The sequence below is a fragment of the Micromonospora sp. NPDC047074 genome (genome assembly GCF_040643815.1).
Lineage (GTDB): Bacteria > Actinomycetota > Actinomycetes > Mycobacteriales > Micromonosporaceae > Micromonospora.
The window spans coordinates 56,519-72,083 of sequence record NZ_JBEYVB010000029.1; the positions used below are offsets into that span (position 1 = coordinate 56,519).

The 15,565-nt window shown below is 71.3% G+C and carries 16 protein-coding genes; 12 read left to right on the forward strand and 4 right to left on the reverse strand.

Features of this window, described 5'->3' with window-relative positions; translation table 11 throughout:
- Positions 1-156 precede the first annotated feature (156 nt).
- The 5 genes from ABZ809_RS25675 (at position 157) to ABZ809_RS25695 (ending at position 5,218) form a co-directional block, all read left to right on the forward strand.
- Positions 157-1,095, forward strand: coding sequence for an aminoglycoside phosphotransferase family protein (locus tag ABZ809_RS25675; RefSeq protein ID WP_357565152.1), 939 nt, complete (start codon positions 157-159; stop codon positions 1,093-1,095).
- A gap of 213 nt (positions 1,096-1,308) precedes the next feature.
- Complete coding sequence (locus ABZ809_RS25680) at positions 1,309-2,487, forward strand: Cmx/CmrA family chloramphenicol efflux MFS transporter (protein WP_357565153.1); 1,179 nt, start codon at positions 1,309-1,311, stop codon at positions 2,485-2,487.
- A gap of 4 nt (positions 2,488-2,491) precedes the next feature.
- A complete protein-coding gene (locus ABZ809_RS25685) occupies positions 2,492-2,863 on the forward strand; it encodes a cyclic-phosphate processing receiver domain-containing protein (protein ID WP_357565179.1) in 372 nt (123 codons plus the stop codon).
- A 55-nt stretch (positions 2,864-2,918) separates the two neighbouring features.
- Positions 2,919-3,470, forward strand: a complete 552-nt coding sequence (locus ABZ809_RS25690) for a YciI family protein (protein ID WP_357565154.1) — start codon at positions 2,919-2,921, stop codon at positions 3,468-3,470.
- A 59-nt stretch (positions 3,471-3,529) separates the two neighbouring features.
- A complete protein-coding gene (locus ABZ809_RS25695; RefSeq protein ID WP_357565155.1) occupies positions 3,530-5,218 on the forward strand; it encodes a hypothetical protein in 1,689 nt (562 codons plus the stop codon).
- Between the two features lie 303 nt (positions 5,219-5,521).
- On the opposite strand, the gene ABZ809_RS25700 is transcribed toward ABZ809_RS25695, so the two are convergent.
- On the reverse strand, positions 5,522-6,361 hold the full coding sequence (locus tag ABZ809_RS25700; protein ID WP_357565156.1) for a CHAP domain-containing protein: 840 nt from the start codon (positions 6,359-6,361) through the stop codon (positions 5,522-5,524).
- 126 nt (positions 6,362-6,487) lie between these two features.
- Here ABZ809_RS25700 and ABZ809_RS25705 point away from each other — a divergent pair, with 126 nt between their 5' ends.
- On the forward strand, positions 6,488-7,384 hold the full coding sequence (locus ABZ809_RS25705) for an alpha/beta hydrolase (RefSeq protein ID WP_357565157.1): 897 nt from the start codon (positions 6,488-6,490) through the stop codon (positions 7,382-7,384).
- A gap of 107 nt (positions 7,385-7,491) precedes the next feature.
- Here ABZ809_RS25705 and ABZ809_RS25710 read toward each other — a convergent pair whose 3' ends face one another.
- Entirely contained in the window at positions 7,492-8,337 is an 846-nt protein-coding gene (locus tag ABZ809_RS25710; RefSeq protein WP_357565158.1) for a CHAP domain-containing protein, read from the reverse strand.
- Between the two features lie 214 nt (positions 8,338-8,551).
- Between ABZ809_RS25710 and ABZ809_RS25715 the strand changes: the two genes are divergently transcribed.
- Entirely contained in the window at positions 8,552-9,886 is a 1,335-nt protein-coding gene (locus tag ABZ809_RS25715) for a hypothetical protein (protein ID WP_357565159.1), read from the forward strand.
- A gap of 104 nt (positions 9,887-9,990) precedes the next feature.
- Here the strand turns inward: ABZ809_RS25715 and ABZ809_RS25720 are convergent, their stop codons facing one another.
- Complete coding sequence (locus ABZ809_RS25720; RefSeq protein WP_357565180.1) at positions 9,991-11,130, reverse strand: epoxide hydrolase family protein; 1,140 nt, start codon at positions 11,128-11,130, stop codon at positions 9,991-9,993.
- Positions 11,131-11,211: 81 nt separating this feature from the next.
- Here ABZ809_RS25720 and ABZ809_RS25725 point away from each other — a divergent pair, with 81 nt between their 5' ends.
- Complete coding sequence (locus ABZ809_RS25725) at positions 11,212-12,159, forward strand: YafY family protein (protein ID WP_357565160.1); 948 nt, start codon at positions 11,212-11,214, stop codon at positions 12,157-12,159.
- Here ABZ809_RS25725 and ABZ809_RS25730 read toward each other — a convergent pair.
- Entirely contained in the window at positions 12,156-13,010 is an 855-nt protein-coding gene (locus ABZ809_RS25730; RefSeq protein WP_357565161.1) for a hypothetical protein, read from the reverse strand. The two genes, ABZ809_RS25725 and ABZ809_RS25730, sit on opposite strands and share 4 nt — an antisense overlap.
- Before the next feature lie 314 nt (positions 13,011-13,324).
- On the opposite strand from ABZ809_RS25730, the gene ABZ809_RS25735 reads away from it, so the two are divergent.
- From ABZ809_RS25735 to ABZ809_RS25750, 4 genes are all read left to right on the forward strand, one after another.
- Positions 13,325-13,687 (forward strand): DUF2089 domain-containing protein, encoded by a 363-nt coding sequence (locus ABZ809_RS25735; RefSeq protein WP_357565162.1) that lies wholly within the window; start codon positions 13,325-13,327, stop codon positions 13,685-13,687.
- Positions 13,684-13,944, forward strand: coding sequence for a hypothetical protein (locus tag ABZ809_RS25740; protein WP_357565163.1), 261 nt, complete (start codon positions 13,684-13,686; stop codon positions 13,942-13,944). The genes ABZ809_RS25735 and ABZ809_RS25740 overlap by 4 nt, the downstream gene beginning before the upstream one ends.
- 22 nt (positions 13,945-13,966) lie before the next feature.
- The gene (locus ABZ809_RS25745; RefSeq protein WP_357565164.1) at positions 13,967-14,398 is read left to right on the forward strand and encodes a hypothetical protein; all 432 of its coding nucleotides are present in this window, start codon (positions 13,967-13,969) and stop codon (positions 14,396-14,398) included.
- Positions 14,399-14,591: 193 nt separating this feature from the next.
- On the forward strand, positions 14,592-15,542 hold the full coding sequence (locus ABZ809_RS25750; RefSeq protein WP_357565165.1) for an SRPBCC family protein: 951 nt from the start codon (positions 14,592-14,594) through the stop codon (positions 15,540-15,542).
- Positions 15,543-15,565 lie beyond the last annotated feature (23 nt).

Genomic DNA, 15,565 nt, shown 5'->3' on the forward strand with positions numbered 1-15,565 from the left:
CCTCGCCATCGCGTCCGCGTGCGCCGCGCTGGGCGCGGGGCTCGGTGCGTACCTGTTCGTCCTGCGGTGGTGCAAGGCTGCCATCCTCGACGGGCGGATGCTGCGGCTGTGGCCGTCCGACGCGGCCCCTGCACCCTTGTCGGGAAAGGACCTCCAGTGAGCGACACACCCCAACTCGGTCCCGTGCCCCAGCGCATCGCCGTCGACGAGAAACAGGCACGGCGGCTCGTCGCCGACCAGTTCCCCGAGTGGGCGGACCTCCCGGTGCGGCCCGTGGCCGACGGCGGCTGGGACAACTGGACCTTCCACCTCGGTTCCCGACGGTCGGTGCGGCTGCCCAGCGCCGCCGAGTACGCCCTGGCGGTCGACAAGGAACACCGGTGGCTTCCGGCGCTCGCTCCTCGACTCCCACTGCCCATCCCCGTCCCCCTCGCGAAAGGCGGACCCGGCGCGGGCTACCCCTACCCGTGGTCGATCTACCAGTGGCTCGACGGTGAGCCCGCGAGCGCGGACCGGATCGCCGACCCCGTCCGGTTCGCGGTCGACGTGGCCGAGTTCCTGGCGGCCCTACAGAGCATCGACGCCACTGACGGCCCCCGCCCCGGGCCGCACAACTGGTTCCGGGGCGGCACGCTGCGCACCTACGACGGGGAAGCACAGCGCGCGCTCACGGCACTGGACGGCCACGTCGACGTCGACCTGGCTCGCGAGATCTGGAAGACCGCACTGGACGCGCCCTGGGACGGCGTCGACAGTTGGTTCCACGGCGACATCGCTCCGGGCAATCTCCTGCTCGACGGCGGGAGGTTGGCAGCGGTCATCGACTTCGGGACGTGCGGCGTCGGCGATCCGGCGTGCGACCTGGCAATCGCGTGGACGTTCCTGACCGCCGACGGCCGGCGGGCGTTCCGGGAGCGGCTGCGCGTGGGTGCGGCGACATGGGCGCGCGGGCGCGGCTGGGCCCTCTGGAAGACGCTGGTCAACTGCGCCGGCACGCTGGGCGATGCCGACGAGTCGGCCGCGGACGCACGGCGCGTCCTCGGCGAGATCTTCGCTGAGTACACGGCCAGCGCCGGCACCCGGGCCGGGTCATGAGCCGGTGGGATCCGCGTCGGGTAACCTGTGGCCCATGTCGAGTCCCGAGGCATCCACGGTGGGGGCTTTCGCTCACGCCGTCAGCCCCCTGAACCCCTGAGTTCGTAGCCTCTCTCGTCCCGCCGCGTGCGCGGCCGGACGAGCGCATCCTCGGGTGCTGACCGCGGTGAGAGACGGTCCTTTCCGTTCTTTCTCGTCACCTCGGAGCACGTGATGCCTCTTTCGCTGTACCTGCTTGCCGTGGCGGTCTTCGCCATGGGCACCTCGGAATTCATGCTCGCCGGTCTCCTGCCCGACATCGCCGTGGACCTCGGTGTCACCGTCGGAGCAGCAGGCCTGCTCACCTCGGCCTTCGCGATCGGAATGGTCGTCGGCGCCCCGCTGATGGCCGGTTTCGCCCGCAACTGGCCGCGACGCTCCAGCCTCCTCGGGTTCGTCCTGGTGTTCCTGGCGGCACACGTCGTGGGTGCCGCCACCTCGAGTTTCCCGGTCCTGTTCGCGACCCGGGTGGTCGCCGCGCTCGCGAACGCGGGGTTCCTCGCGGTGGCCCTCACGACCGCCACCGCGCTGGTTGCTCCCGACCGGAAGGGGCGCGCGCTCGCCGTGCTGCTGTCCGGTACGACGATCGCCACGATCGCCGGGGTGCCCGGGGGAGCGGTGCTCGGCACGTTGCTCGGCTGGCGGGCCACCTTCTGGGCCGTCGCCGTCCTCTGCCTGCCCGCGGCTGTCGGCATCTTCAGCGGAGTTTCGGTGCGCACCGGGCGAGACGGCAAGGGTGAGGGTCCGGCCCTGCGGTCGGAACTCGCATGGCTCGCGCGTCCACGGCTGATCCTGGTCATGCTGCTCGGCGCCCTGGTCAACGCGGCGACCTTCGGAAGCTTCACCTTTCTCGCCCCGATCGTCACCGACATCGCCGGGCTGGGGCAGTGGTGGATCTCCGTCGTCCTGGTGCTCTTCGGTGTCGGCTCCCTCGTCGGTGTCACCGTCGCGGGACGGTTGTCCGACCAGCGCCCAGGCCTGGTCATCTCGGTGGGCGGTCCGCTGCTGCTCGTCGGCTGGTTGGCCCTGGCGATGCTCGCCGAGAGCCCGGCTGCCCTGCTCGTTCTGGTGTTCGTGCAGGGGGCGCTGTCGTTCGCGTTGGGCAGCACGCTGATCGCGCGGGTCCTGTACGAGTCGGCGGGAGCACCCACCATGGCCGGCTCGTACGCGACGGCGGCGCTCAACGTCGGAGCCGCCGTCGGGCCACTCGTCGCCGCCGCGACCCTCAGCACCGCAGCAGGGGCCCGTGGACCGCTGTGGGCGAGCGGGCTGCTCGTCGCGACCGCGTTGGTCGTCGCGGCTCCCCTCCGCACCGTGGTCGTGGCGGCGGTTCGGACGGATCTACGATCGTAGCGTGATCGCTGCCAGGACCAGGATCGTCCTCATCGACGATCTACGCTCGTTCGTGGACGGTCGCGGCGCGGAGGTGGCCCGGACGAGCGGGGCCGGGATCGCGCTGCTGAGCCGCTACGAGGACCAGCGGCTCGACGAGTTGTGGCTGGACCACGACCTCGGTGAGGACGACACGATCTGGCCGGTCGTGGAGGTCCTGGAGCGGGCGGCCTTCGAGGGACGTCCGTTCGACATCGGCATCATCAACATCCACTCTGCGAATCCGGCAGGCGGTGCGCGGATGGCCCTGGCCCTTCGGCGCTGGGGATATCGGGTCAGGGAGTTGTCCGGCTCGGCGGACGTCGGCTACCTGGACGGTTCTTCCGCCCAGGGCTGACCGTCACCGTCCACCCCACCGGGTCGGTCTCGGGCACGGAGTCCGAGACTGGGGCATGGAGTTCTTCTGCTACCACCGCGACCGGCGCGGCTCCCTGCCACTGCGCCGCGAGCTGCTGAGGAAGCACTGGTCCTACATGGACCGGTACGCGGCGGAGATGATCGCTCGTGGCCCGACCTTCGCCGAGGACGGTGGCACGCCCACCGGTAGCCTGCACATTCTCGACCTGCCCGATCCCGCCGCCGCCCGCGCGTTCGCCTTCGACGAGCCCAACTACCAGGCTGGCGCGTACCGGGACGTGCTGTTGCGTCGCTGGCACAACACGTTGGGCCGCACCATGTGGGACTTTCCCGGAGGCCGCAGGGGTGGCAACCGCTACCTGGTGCTCGGTCTCGGCGCGGGGCGCGCCGCCGACCTCGCCCTGCCGTCCGACCGGGACGAGCTGATCGCGTACGGGCCGTTGTCCTCTGACGACGGCGCCGCCTGGCTGGGCACGGCGGCGCTGGTCCGGGCTTCTGACCCGGACGAGGCGCGCGCCGTCCTGACTCCCGACCGGTACGCCGACGTCGAGGTGCACAACTGGGCGTTCGGCGGGCCGCCAGAGTGACCGCCCTCGCCGGATGTCGGCACGGCGCCTACGACCGGAGCAGTGAGTAGAGTCGGCGAGTGCCAGTTGACCTGATCACCTCCACCGACCTCGCGAACCACGCCCGCGCCGCGCTCGCCCGCTGCGGTGCGGTGCAGCCCGGGTGGAGGGCGGACCGGGCTGATCGGGTCGAGTGGGCAGTGGCCCGGTTCGACGGCGGCGACCACGCCGGTGCGGCCGAGGAGCTGACCGCGTGCCTGGACGGCTGGCTGCCGAAGGAGTTCGCTGCGGCGGCGCCCCGAATCCTCACCGGCGAGCAGGCTGTGCGGGTGGCGACCGCCGCGCTCGACGGCGAGCACGCGTACCGTCCGTTCGTCAGTGGGCGCAACGATCCCGACCATGCGGTCGCCGGGACGCTGGCGCGGCTCGTGGCTGGCAACCCTGACGCGGAGGCGGCGCTGCTTCGGGCCGTGCTGGTGGTGCGGCCGAACGAGGATCGTGGGTTGGCCCACTTTCGGGTCGCGCGGATCTCGGCGGTGCTCGCGGTGCTGGCTGAGGCGCACGCCGGTGAACCCGCGTACCTCGACCGTTGGTCGGCGTTGCTGCACGAGGACGACCGGCCCCGCCTCGCCGCGGCAGCGGACCTGTGGGGGCCGCTCGGCCTGGCCGAGGTCGATCGGCGCTGCGGAACCGTCGAGGACGTCGACGGTGAGCGGCTCGTCGTCGCGTTCCTGACGGCGGGCCGGTTCGACGACGCGCTCGCGCTGGCGATCCGGCTCGGCCCGAGTCACCAGCAGCGTGCGCTGCTGACACTGGCGACGACCGGACTCCCGGCCGCGCGCGCGAAGGCGCTCGTGTCGGCGTTCCGGAAGTGCCCGAAGGGTGGCCGCGAACGCGACACACAGATGATCTACCAGCACCGGTTCGCGCAGCTTTGCCTGGCGCTGGACCGGGTCGACGACGCGCTTGCCGTCCTGGGCCGGATGCGGGACTGCCGGGTGTCGGGCTACGGGCCGGGCCCGCTCGCCCGTGAGGTGCTGCGCTGGCTCGGCGGCCGGCGCGAGGCGGCAACCCCGGAGCGGCTCCGGGCTGTGCTGGACGTGCTGGCCGATCCGAGGGTCATCCCGCAGGAGCTTGCCGCCGTCGTCGTGGAGGTCTTCCCGCTCGTACATGCCCTGGCTGACGTACGGCTGCGCGCCGAGCTCGTCGAGGTGCGTGTGCCGCAGTTGCGGGCGCGCCTGCGGGGTGTCCGGCGATGGCTGCTGATGGCCGACGTCGGGCTCGGTGCCGCGCGTGTCGAAGCTGGGGACGTCACCGCGCTCGACTCGATGTGTGCGCAGGTCGCGAGCGGTCCGCCCGACACGCGACTGAGCCTGGTGCTGGTGCGGCAAGCCGTCCGTACCGGGCTGTCGGCGCGGGACCGCGAGTTGTTCACCCGTCTGGTGGGGGGCGCGCTACGGGACGGCGGCTGGAGTGCCGTCGAGGTGCTGCTGCCGGCCCTGGACGCGGAGGCCCGCACGGTCGTGCCGGACGCGGTGGCGGCGCTGCCCGCCGGTGACCAGCGCCGCGTGGTCGTCCCCGTGGCGCGCTTCGCCGAGCAGGTCGGCGACGCTGGCCTGCTGGCGGCCATGCTCGACGCGGTACCGGACGCTCAGGGCGCGCGGCGGGTGGCGGGTCGGGCCGCCATGGCGCTGGCTCGCGGCGGCGAGTTACCGGCCGCCCTGGACATCGCGCGCCACTGCGGCCTGGTCGGAGAGGCGGCGAGCTAGCCGCCCCGCCGCCCCGCAACCGCCTAACCCCCGAACGCGCGGGGCCGGACGCATCGTGATCAGGACCGCATGGACGTCATCCCGCCGCTATGAGGTCCATGGGGTCCTGATCACGAACTGACCCGCATGCGGTGCCGGACCGGCGGTGGCGACGTGACCAGCGGTGACGAACCGGCCGGCGTGGCCCGACTGGCGACGCCGGCCGGCCTGGCCCGTCACGTCCGCGCTTGTGAGAGCGGCCGGTGCGGGCACGCCCACCCCGTGGGGGTCGGCGCGCCCGTACCGGTCAGGCGGGGCGGAAGGTCACGTGAAGCGGATGAACCTGGAGAACTGGTTGGTGGCGGTGCCCACCGACACCGTCCGGTGGCTGTACGCGACCGCGACGTTGTAGTTGTACTCGTCGACCTCGAAGGTGCCGTTGGCGTTCACGCTGGTGACGAAGGCGATGTGACCGTAGGAGCCGCCCAGGCTGACCGCGATGTCGCCGGCCTTCGGGCTGTTGTGGACCGGCACCCCGGCGCGTTCGGCGGCGGCGGCCCAGTCCCCGGCGTTACCCCACAGGGCCCCGCCGTACCGGTTGTGGAAGGGCACGCCGACCCGGCTCTGCAGCGCCCAGGCGGCGAAGCTGGTGCACTGTCCCTTGAAGAAGTACCAGGGGTCGGTGCCCGAGCTCTGGCCCTTGTACGGGTAGTCGTCCTTGGCCGGGTAGCTCGTCCCGGAGATCAACTGGTGCGATGCGTTGTTGTTCTTCAGCGTGGCGTTCAGGTTCGTCTTCGCGCCGGGTGCGAGGTCCTGGTAGGCGTAGGAGGCGTCGTAGTCGCTGTTGTAGTAGACCCGCACGGTGTTGCCGGTGCGGTTCCATGCGGAGGCGGCGTTGTTCTTGACGCACAGGCCCTGGCCGGCGCCGGCGCCCCTGAACTCGTAGCAGTCCGGCTGGGTCGAGCCGTAGTTGGCCAGCGATCCGACGTGATCGGAGATCGACCCCGCGTGGTCGCTGTTGTAGTAGTAACAGAACTCGCCGGTGTCGCAGACTCCGTCGCGGGCGGCAGCCTGAGCGGGCGCGGCGATCGTGAGGACGCCGAGAGTTGCGCCGAGCACGCTCGCGCCGAGGGCGCTGAGGACGCGAACGGTGATCCTGGGCATGTGCGCTTTCCTTCCAGGGGCTTGTGACGGCCGACCCACCCTACAAGTTGTTGATCAATTCGCGTACGCCCGACGCGGCGGCCGCGATCGTGGCACTCTGGGCGGCAGGCGAACTCGGAGGCTCAGATGCTGGAGAAGAGGAGCGTCGACAGTCGTCCGCCGACCAGGCAACGACTTCTCCTTGCCAACGGCGCGGAGTTGTCCTTCGTCACGGCAGGTGACACGGCCAGCCCGGCGGTGCTGCTCCTGCACGGGTTTCCCAGCTCGGCACGAACGTTTCGCGAGGTCGTGCCAGAGCTGTCGCAGTCCGCCTACGTGATCGCGCCCGATCTGCCCGGCTTCGGTGAGTCCGACGCCCTGCCGGCGGTCTCGTTCCCTGCCTTCGGTGCGGCTGTCTCGGAGTTGCTGGACCGGCTCGCGGTGGGGCCGCGCTACGTCTACCTCCACGATTTCGGGGCCCCGGTGGGTCTCCACATCGCCATGGAGGCGCCACGGGAGGTCCTGGGCCTCGTCATCCAGAACGCCAACGCTCATCGAACGGGGTTGGGGCCGCAGTGGGCCGGGACGCTGGCCTACTGGTCGCAGCCGAGCCCGGAGAACGAGGCGGCGGCGACCGCGCACCTGACCTTCGAGGGCATCCGCGACCAGTATCTCGCCGGTGTCCCGCCGGACGTGGCCGCGCGGATGCCGGCCGAGAGCTGGGAGGAGGACTGGCGGGTGATGCGCTTGCCCGGCCGGATGGACACCCAGCGGGCGCTCATCGCGGACTACGGGCGATACGTCGACAGGTTCGACGCCATCGCCGAGTATCTCGCCCGGTGGCAGCCGCCTGCCCTGATGCTCTGGGGACGACACGACGCATTCTTCGATCTCGCCGAGATCCTGTCATGGATGCGGGCTCTGCCCAGGATGGAAGCCCACGTCTTCGACGCCGGGCACTTCCTGTGGGAGACGCACGCGGCCGCAGCCGTGCCACTCATGCTCGACTTCATCGAGCGCACCCGACCGAAGGCGAAGGACTGAGGGCGGGCGGACGCCGCCGCCCGCCACAACTGTGCTTGCGGAAGCGGCCGGTGCGGGCACGCCAGCCCGACGGGCGGGCGTGCCCACGATCCCTCAGCCGCCGAAGGTCACTTGAAGCGGATGAACTTGGAGAACTGGTTGTTGGCGGTCCCCACCGACACCGTCCGGTGGCTGTACTTGTCGGCGGACACGTAGTTGTATTCGTCGATCTCGAAGGTGCCGTTGGAGTTCACGCTGGTGACGAAGGCGACGTGGCCGTAGGTGCCGCCGAGGCGCACCGCGATGTCACCTGCCTTCGGGCTGTTGTGGACCGGCACGCCGGCCCGCCCGGCAGCGGCGACCCACTCCTTTGCGTTGCCCCAGCGCGCCTCGCCCGCGTACTGGTTGTGGAACGGCACGCCCACCCGGCTGCGCAGCGCCCAGGCGGCGAAGCTGGTGCACTGTCCCTTGTAGAAGTTCCACGGGTCGATGCCCGTGCCCTGACCCTTGTACGGGTAGTCGTCCTTGGCCGGGTAGCTCGTCCCGGCGGAGATGAGCTGGTGGGACGCGTTGTTGTTCTTCAGCGTGGCGTTCAGGTTGGTCTTCGCCCCGGGCGCGAGGTCCTGGTACGCGTAGGAGCCGTTGTAGTCGCTGTTGTAGTAGACGCGCACCGTGTTGCCGGTGCGGTTCCAGGCGGAGGCGGCGTTGTTCTTGATGCAGAGGCCCTGCCCGCTTCCGGCGCCCTTGAACTCGTAGCAGTCCGGCTGGGTTGTGCCGTAGTCGGCCAGCGATCCGGTGTGGTCGGAGATCGACCCCGCGTGGTCACTGTTGTAGTAGTAACAGAACTCCCCGGAGTCGCAGATTCCGTCGCGGCTGGCCGCCTGGGCGGGCGCGGCGACCGCCAGGAGACCGAGGGTTGCGCCGAGCGCGCTCGCGCCGAGGGCGCCGAGGACGCGAGTGGTGATCCTGGGCATGTCCACTTCCTTCCGAAGCAGATGACGACGGGGTCACAGTACAGCCATTGATCAATGCGCATGCTTCTCATCGTCGGCCGACCTCTGGTCGCGAAGGCGACGGGCGTGGTCACTGTCCGATCGTGGACGCGCTACTGACCGCCACGCGCGGTCGGATGCTTACCTCTCTGCCAGCGTTCGGCTGACCGGGCCGGCAGAGCGGAGGAGCAACCACATGTTCCCGATTCCCGACGAGGCGACGAAGAAGGCACTCGATCTCGGCCGGCGCGAGGTGTTCCAGACCTACCGGGTGCTGATGGCCTGCGAACTGCAGCGGTTGCGCCCCGTGGTCGAGGCGCTGCCGGTCGGGCTGCGCCGAGCCCAGTTGGCCGCCCGGCTGGACGCGGTCGCCACGCTGGCGGCCGGGGCCTGGATGCAGCAGGCCCCGGTACGCGGCGCGACGGTCGAGCGGGTCGCCATCCTGTTCAAGGAGGTGCAGGACTCCATCGACGGCGTCGTGCCGTCCGTCGTCGGCAACACCTTCCTCACGGCCGCCATCGACGAGCTGAAAACCAAGATCGTCGACGTGATGAACGACGCCACGAAACCCACGCACACCGCCGTCAACACCGCCTTCGCGCGTCTGTTCGGGTCCGCCTCGATAGTGGCGAAGACGCGTTTCGCGCAGACGGTCACGGCGCTGCGGGACCTGCTCACCCGCACCGACGGCCGAGGGGCGGGATTCGTGTACAACCCGGCGTTGCCCGCCGGGATGGGCGCGCTCGCCGAGGGTCAGGGCGGCACCGCGATCATCAACGTGGGGCGTTCCGCGCTCGACGGCACCATGCACCTGTGGGACCTCGCGGCCACCCTCGCGCACGAGGGGACGCACATCCTGGCGGACAACCCGACGATCGACATCGTCTACCGCCGCCGCAACGCCGCCTACTACCTCCAGGGCCAGGTCGGTCTGAGCAACGCCGCCAACTTCGAGCAGACCGTCTACGAGGCACTGGGTCAGGGTGGTCCGTTCCCCACCGACGACGAGGTGGCCGCCATGCGGGGCCGTGCGGCGCCCCGGATGGATTCGCTGCACACCGTGCTCGCGTCCCGGATCACCCGCGCGTGGGTGCGTACCTTCGACTTCACCTGCCTCGACTTCACGAAGGCCGAGCTGCCCAAGCCGGTCGCCCTCGCGCTCACCGACCTGCCGCAGGGGCGGGAGTACGCGCCGCTGACCAAGGCGTACATGGACGCGCTGCACACCGCGATGCTGGCGCTGATGAGGGCGGAGGAGCGGCTGGTGGTGCGGGCCGATCCGAAGCAGCTGAACCACTCGACGGTGATCAACCTGGACGGCACGATCCGGTTCACCATCAATTCCGACCTGGCGGCCCAGACGCCCGTGGCCCAGCTCCTGCAGTGGATCCTGGAGGAGCTCGTCACCCAGGCGAAGTGCCAGATCCCCAAGGACAGCGCGCAACTGCTGGCCCTCATCCTGGAGATCGAGAGGTTCGACCGGGACAACGTGCACCACGTGCTGGACAACTTCTACAGTTCCTTCAACTGATCGGCCCGCTGAGCGGCGTCCGCCCCGTGGACGCCGCTCAGCGGCGCCAGGACGGTCGTGCCGGTGGTGCCGACCGGACCGGACGGCACCACCGGCGACCTGGACTAGCGGAGCCCGCGGAAGAACGTGCGCACGTCCTCGACCAGCAGGTCGGGTGCTTCGAGGGCGGCGAAGTGCCCGCCCCGGTCGAACTCCGACCAGTGCACGATCGTGTTGCCCCGTTCGGCGTAACGCCGGATGGCGATGTCCTCGGCGAAGACCGCGACCCCCGTGGGAACCGCCGACGGCGTGGGCCAGTTCCGTGAGTGCGTGCTCTCATAGTAGATGTTCGCCGCCGACCCGGCGGTGCCGGTGAGCCAGTAGAGCATCACGTTGGTGAGGATGCGGTCCCGGTCCACCGCGTCCTCGGGCAGGCCGTCGCCGTGGGTCCACTCCTTGAACTTCTCCACGATCCAGGCGAGCTGGCCGGCCGGCGAGTCGGTGAGCGCGTGCGCCAGGGTCTGTGGCCGGGTGGCCTGGATCTGGAAGTACCCGTTGCCCTCGCCGAGGAACGCGTTCATCCGCTCCAGCCGCTCCTTGTCCGCCGGGCCGAGTTCGGCCAGTTCGGCCGGATCGACCTCGCCGAAGGGGATGAAGCCGACGGTGGCCGCGTTGACGTGGACGCCGACGACGTGGTCCGGGTCGACCCGCCCGAGGTCGGGGGAGACGAACGCGCCGAAGTCGCCACCCTGGGCGCCGTAGCGCCGGTGGCCGAGGCGACGCATCAGCTCGGCGAAGGCGGACGCGATGCGCCGGCTGTCCCAGCCGGGCTCCCGGACCGGCCCGGAGAAGCCGAAGCCGGGGAGCGAGGGGATGACCAGGTCGAACGCGTCGACCGGGTCGCCGCCGTGTGCCCGTGGGTCGGTCAGCGGGCCGATGACGTCCAGGAACTCCACGACGGAACCCGGCCAGCCGTGGGACAGCACCAGCGGCAGCGCGTCGGGCTCCGCCGAGCGTACGTGCAGGAAGTGGATGTTCTGCCCGTCGATCTCGGTGGTGAACTGGGGGTACGCGTTGAGCCGCGCCTCGTGCGCGCGCCAGTCGTAGCCGCCGGCCCAGTACCCCGCCAGCTCCCGCAGGTACTCCACCGGGACCCCGCGCTCCCAGTCGCCACCGGGGAGTTGCTGCCCCCAGCGGGTGCGGCCGAGGCGGTCGGTGAGGTCGTCGAGAGCGGACTGCGGCACGTCGACGCGGAAGGGCCGGATCTCGTTGTCGTTCGTCACGTCAGCGAGCCTAGGAACGATCGCGGTCAGCTCGTGTCCTTATTCTCCGGCAGAGTTTCGTTCATGTTGGAGACCTCGGCGCGGTTGTTGCGCCTGCTGTCGTTGTTGCAGGCGCGCCGCGACTGGACCGGCCCGGAACTCGCTCGTCGGCTCGAGGTCTCGGCCCGCACGGTTCGCCGCGACGTGGAGAAGCTGCGTGGTCTCGGCTACCCGGTCGACGCCGCCGTCGGCGTGCGCGGTGGCTACCGGCTCGCGGCCGGAACCGCCATGCCGCCGCTGCTGTTCGACGACGAGGAGGCGGTGGCCGTCGCGGTGGGACTGCGTACGGCGGCGGGCGGCTCGGTCGCCGGCATCGCGGAGACCTCCGTCCGGGCCCTGGCGAAGCTGGAACAGCTCCTGCCGGCGCGGCTGCGGCACCGGGTCAACCTGATCCAGGAGGCGACGGAGCCGCTGCACGCCGGCGGCCCGACCGTCGACGCCGGCACGCTCACCGTGATCGCCGGGGCCTGCCGGGACCACCAGCGGCTACGCTTCGACTACCGGGCACACGACGGCACCGAGACGGTCCGCACCGGCGAACCGCACCGCCTGGTGCACACCGGCCGACGCTGGTACCTGGTCGCCTACGACGTCGACCGGCAGGCCTGGCGCACCTTCCGCGTCGACCGGCTGCGGCCACGGGTGCCGACCGGCCCCCGGTTCGTACCCCGGGAGCCACCCCCGGACGCGGCCGCCTACGTCTCCCAGGCGGTCGCCTCGGCGCCCTACCGCTACCAGGCCCGGCTCCTCATGCGCGCACCGCTGGACGTGGTCGCCGAGCGGTGCTCGCCCACGGCCGGCCGGCTGGAGCGGGTCGACGAGCACAGCTGTGTCCTCCACGTGGGATCCGGTTCGTTGGACGAGATCGCGCTCCACGTCGCCCTCAAGGGGATCGACTTCCAGGTCCTGGATCCCCCCGAACTCGTCGACCACGTCCGGAACCTGGCCGCACGGCTCGACCGGGCCACCTAGCCGGCCGTCGGCTGCGGCAGCTCACCCATCTCGGAGTCTGGCTGGTGGACGCAGTGGGCGACCGTGGCGTCGTCAGGGAGCGGGGCATCGGGATCACCGCCGGTGCGGGCTTCGGCCCGCCGGACGCGGCGGATGATCTCGGCCGGCCCGTGGGCGTCGAGCAGTTCCAGTACGCCGGGCCAGTCGGCCAGACCGTACGGGCTGACGATCCGGCTGGCGCCGTTGCTGAGCAGCGCGACGCCGCGCAGGTCGGGCAGGGGCCGGCTGCCGGTGACCGCCTCCTCCGCAGCGTGCGGATCGTCCTTGGCGATCCAGTAGCCGCCCGGCTGGTTGCGGCGCGCCCGCAGCGCCTCGACACAGGAGGCCCGGACGCGGTCGTACTCCGGGGTTCCCCTGGGCACGCCGTCCAGGGCCGCCGCGCAGGCGCGCCTGCTGTCGATCTCCCGCTCGTCGGTGACGACCTGCGGGCTCCCGCCGACCCGATCGAGGACGAGGAAGGAGTCCGCGAGCAGGAGATGGTCCAGGCGACCGCGGTGCGCGCGGACGATCAGCACGGTCGCCTGCGGGCTGCTGGGGTTCGTGATGTCGCAGGTGCCCCGGTGTTCGGCGGCGATCTCGTCGATCGCGGTGGCGAGGATCGCCGCGAGGTCCCGCCCGTCGTCGCGGGAGAGCCGGCCGAGCAACGCGCCGCCGAGCCGGTGGGTGTACCAGGCGACACCATGGGAGCAGATCGACTCCGTTCCCGGAATGCCGGCGCCGTCCAGTAGCACGGCGGCGCCGGGAACCGCCCCGACGAAGTCCTCGTTCGGCCGGCCGGCCCTACCGGCGCTGGTCGCCATGCTGACGCGCACTGTCGGGCTCCCGGGTCGGCTGTGGTGGTGGGGCGATCGGTGGTGCCCGCGGATCCGGCATCTCACGCTGTCCTACCCCGCGGCGATCCCGCTGTCCACCGGCACGTTGAGCCGCCTCGTCCCGTACGCCACGGCCCGACCTGGCCACCCGGCGTCCGGGGCCTGTCTACCCGAGCCGCGGATCCCGGGACGCCGCCAGGTCAAAATTAAGAATCCTGAGTTATGCATTGAGAAAATCAATATCCAGGGGCTAGGGTGTTGATGAAATCAAGAGGGCGGCGACGGGGCGTCGGCGAGAGCAGAGGGAGCCGAGGGTGGACTGGCAGGAACTGACGGATCTGACGCGCGGAAAGCCGTTCGTGGTCGAGCGGGCCCGCCTCACCGGCAGCGGCGTCGTGATCGAGGGGCAGTTCGAGCCACCGCAGCTGGCCCAGCTCAGCATCGACGACCAGGTGTTCGTTGCCGCGTTCGTACGGTCCCACGGCTCGATCAAGGAGATGGAGCGGATCTTCGGGGTGAGCTATCCGACGATCAAGTCCCGGCTCAACCGGATCGCCGAGCACCTCGACTTCGTCGACACCGACCCGGCGCCCACCGGCGCCGACGTCGTCGACCGCCTGCGCCGGGGAGAGATCAGCGTCCGGGAGGCGCTGGCCGAGCTGGAGCGGTCGCGGTGATCCCGCACCTGGTGACCGTACGCCATCGCCGTCCCGACGGGAGCGGGCTGCGGCTGCACGTACCCGTCCTGCCGGTGCTGTTGGTGCTGTCGCCGCTGCTGCTGATCGCCGTGCTGGTGGGGGTGGTCGCGTGCCTCGTCGTCCGGGTGAGCCCGGTGGGCGCGCTGCGCGGTGCCGGGCAACTGCTGTGCGCCCTGCCCGGCACCCGGATCGAGATCGACCATGGCCGAACGGCCGTGCTGGTGAGCGTCAGATGAGTCCGAAGGGGAGGAACGACACATGAACGAGCAGCGCCGCCAGATCCTGCAGATGTTGGCCGAGGGCAGGATCACCGCGGACGAGGCCGAACGGCTGATCGACGCCCTCGAACGAGAGCGGCCCGAGTCGCCGCCGGGAGCCACACCGGGCCCGAAGCCCCGACCCAGGTATCTGCGCGTCGTGGTGAACTCGGAGGACGACGCCAGCGGTGACGGGCCGGCCCGGGTCAACATCCGGGTGCCGCTGCGACTGCTGCGCGCCGGGGTCCGGCTCGCCAGCCTCGTTCCGCCGCAGGCGCTCACCAAGGTCAACGCGGAGCTGACCAGGTCCGGCGTGCCGATCGATCTCACTCAGCTCAAACCGCAGCATCTCGACGAGCTCATCGAGCACCTCGACGACCTCACCGTCGACGTCGACCAGTCCGACACCAAGGTGCAGGTGTTCTGCGAGTAGCCCCACCGGCACTGGAGAGACCATGACCCGCTTGGCCGCCCGCCCGGATGGGTGCCGGAACAGCGCGAGTTCGCCGGTTTCTATCCAATTCGGGATTCACGAGGTGATCGGCCGGCATAGCGTCAGCCGGGGCGGCCCCTTCCGGTCGCCGGGCCGCCACCGCGCGGTCAGGACGATCTGACGGTGGTACGACGTGGGCGAATCCGATCTGATGCTTCTCCAGGGGGAACGACGCGAGTCGGGCGGCGGGCTGCCCCGGCTGCTGGGCGTGGTCAGCCTCGCCCTGGGGGCCGGCGCGCTGCTCGCCCCGCGCGCGACGGCCCGACTCACCGGCGTGGACGACTCACCCGCCGCGCGCGCGGTGATCCCGGCCGTGGGGGCGCGCGAACTGGCCCACGCGGCCGGGCTGCTCCGCGGCCGTCGGCCGGCCGGCTGGACGTGGACCCGGGTGGCCGGGGACGCGATGGACCTCACCCTGCTCACCCAGGCCCGGGTCGGGCGGTCGGGCGAGCGGCGCCGGCGCATCGCGCTCACCACGGCCGTGGTCGCCGGCATCGCCGCCGTGGACCTGACAGCCGCCGTACGCGCGGGGCGGGCGGACGCCGCCCGCCGCCGGGCGATCGACATGGAACTCGCGGTCACTGTCAACCGCTCCCCGGCCGAGGCGTACCGCTTCTGGCGGGAACTGGAGAACCTGCCCCGCTTCATGTCCCACCTGGAGTCGGTGCGCGCCGAGGACCTGCGGCGGTCGCACTGGACCGCCCGCGGGCCGGCCGGCCGGCGGATCGAGTGGCACGCGGAGATCATCGACGACCAGCCGAACAGGTCGCTCGCCTGGCGGTCGCTGCCCGGCACCCGGGTGCCCAACGCCGGCCAGGTCCGCTTCGTGCCCGCCCCCGGCGACCGGGGCACCGAGGTCCGGGTGCGACTGCGGTACGCCCCGCCGGCCGGCGCGCTCGGCCGGGCGGTGGCGAAGCTCTTCGGCGAGGAGCCCGAACAGCAGGTCCGCGACGACCTGCGCCGGTTCAAGCAGGTGCTGGAGACCGGCGAGGTGGTCCGCTCCGAGGGCAGCCCGGGCGGCATCTCCGTGCGCCAGCAGGTGATGCAGCGCCCCGCCCAACCGTTGCGCGCGGCGCGCCGCTGACGCCGACCCGGCACAGAGAGGAA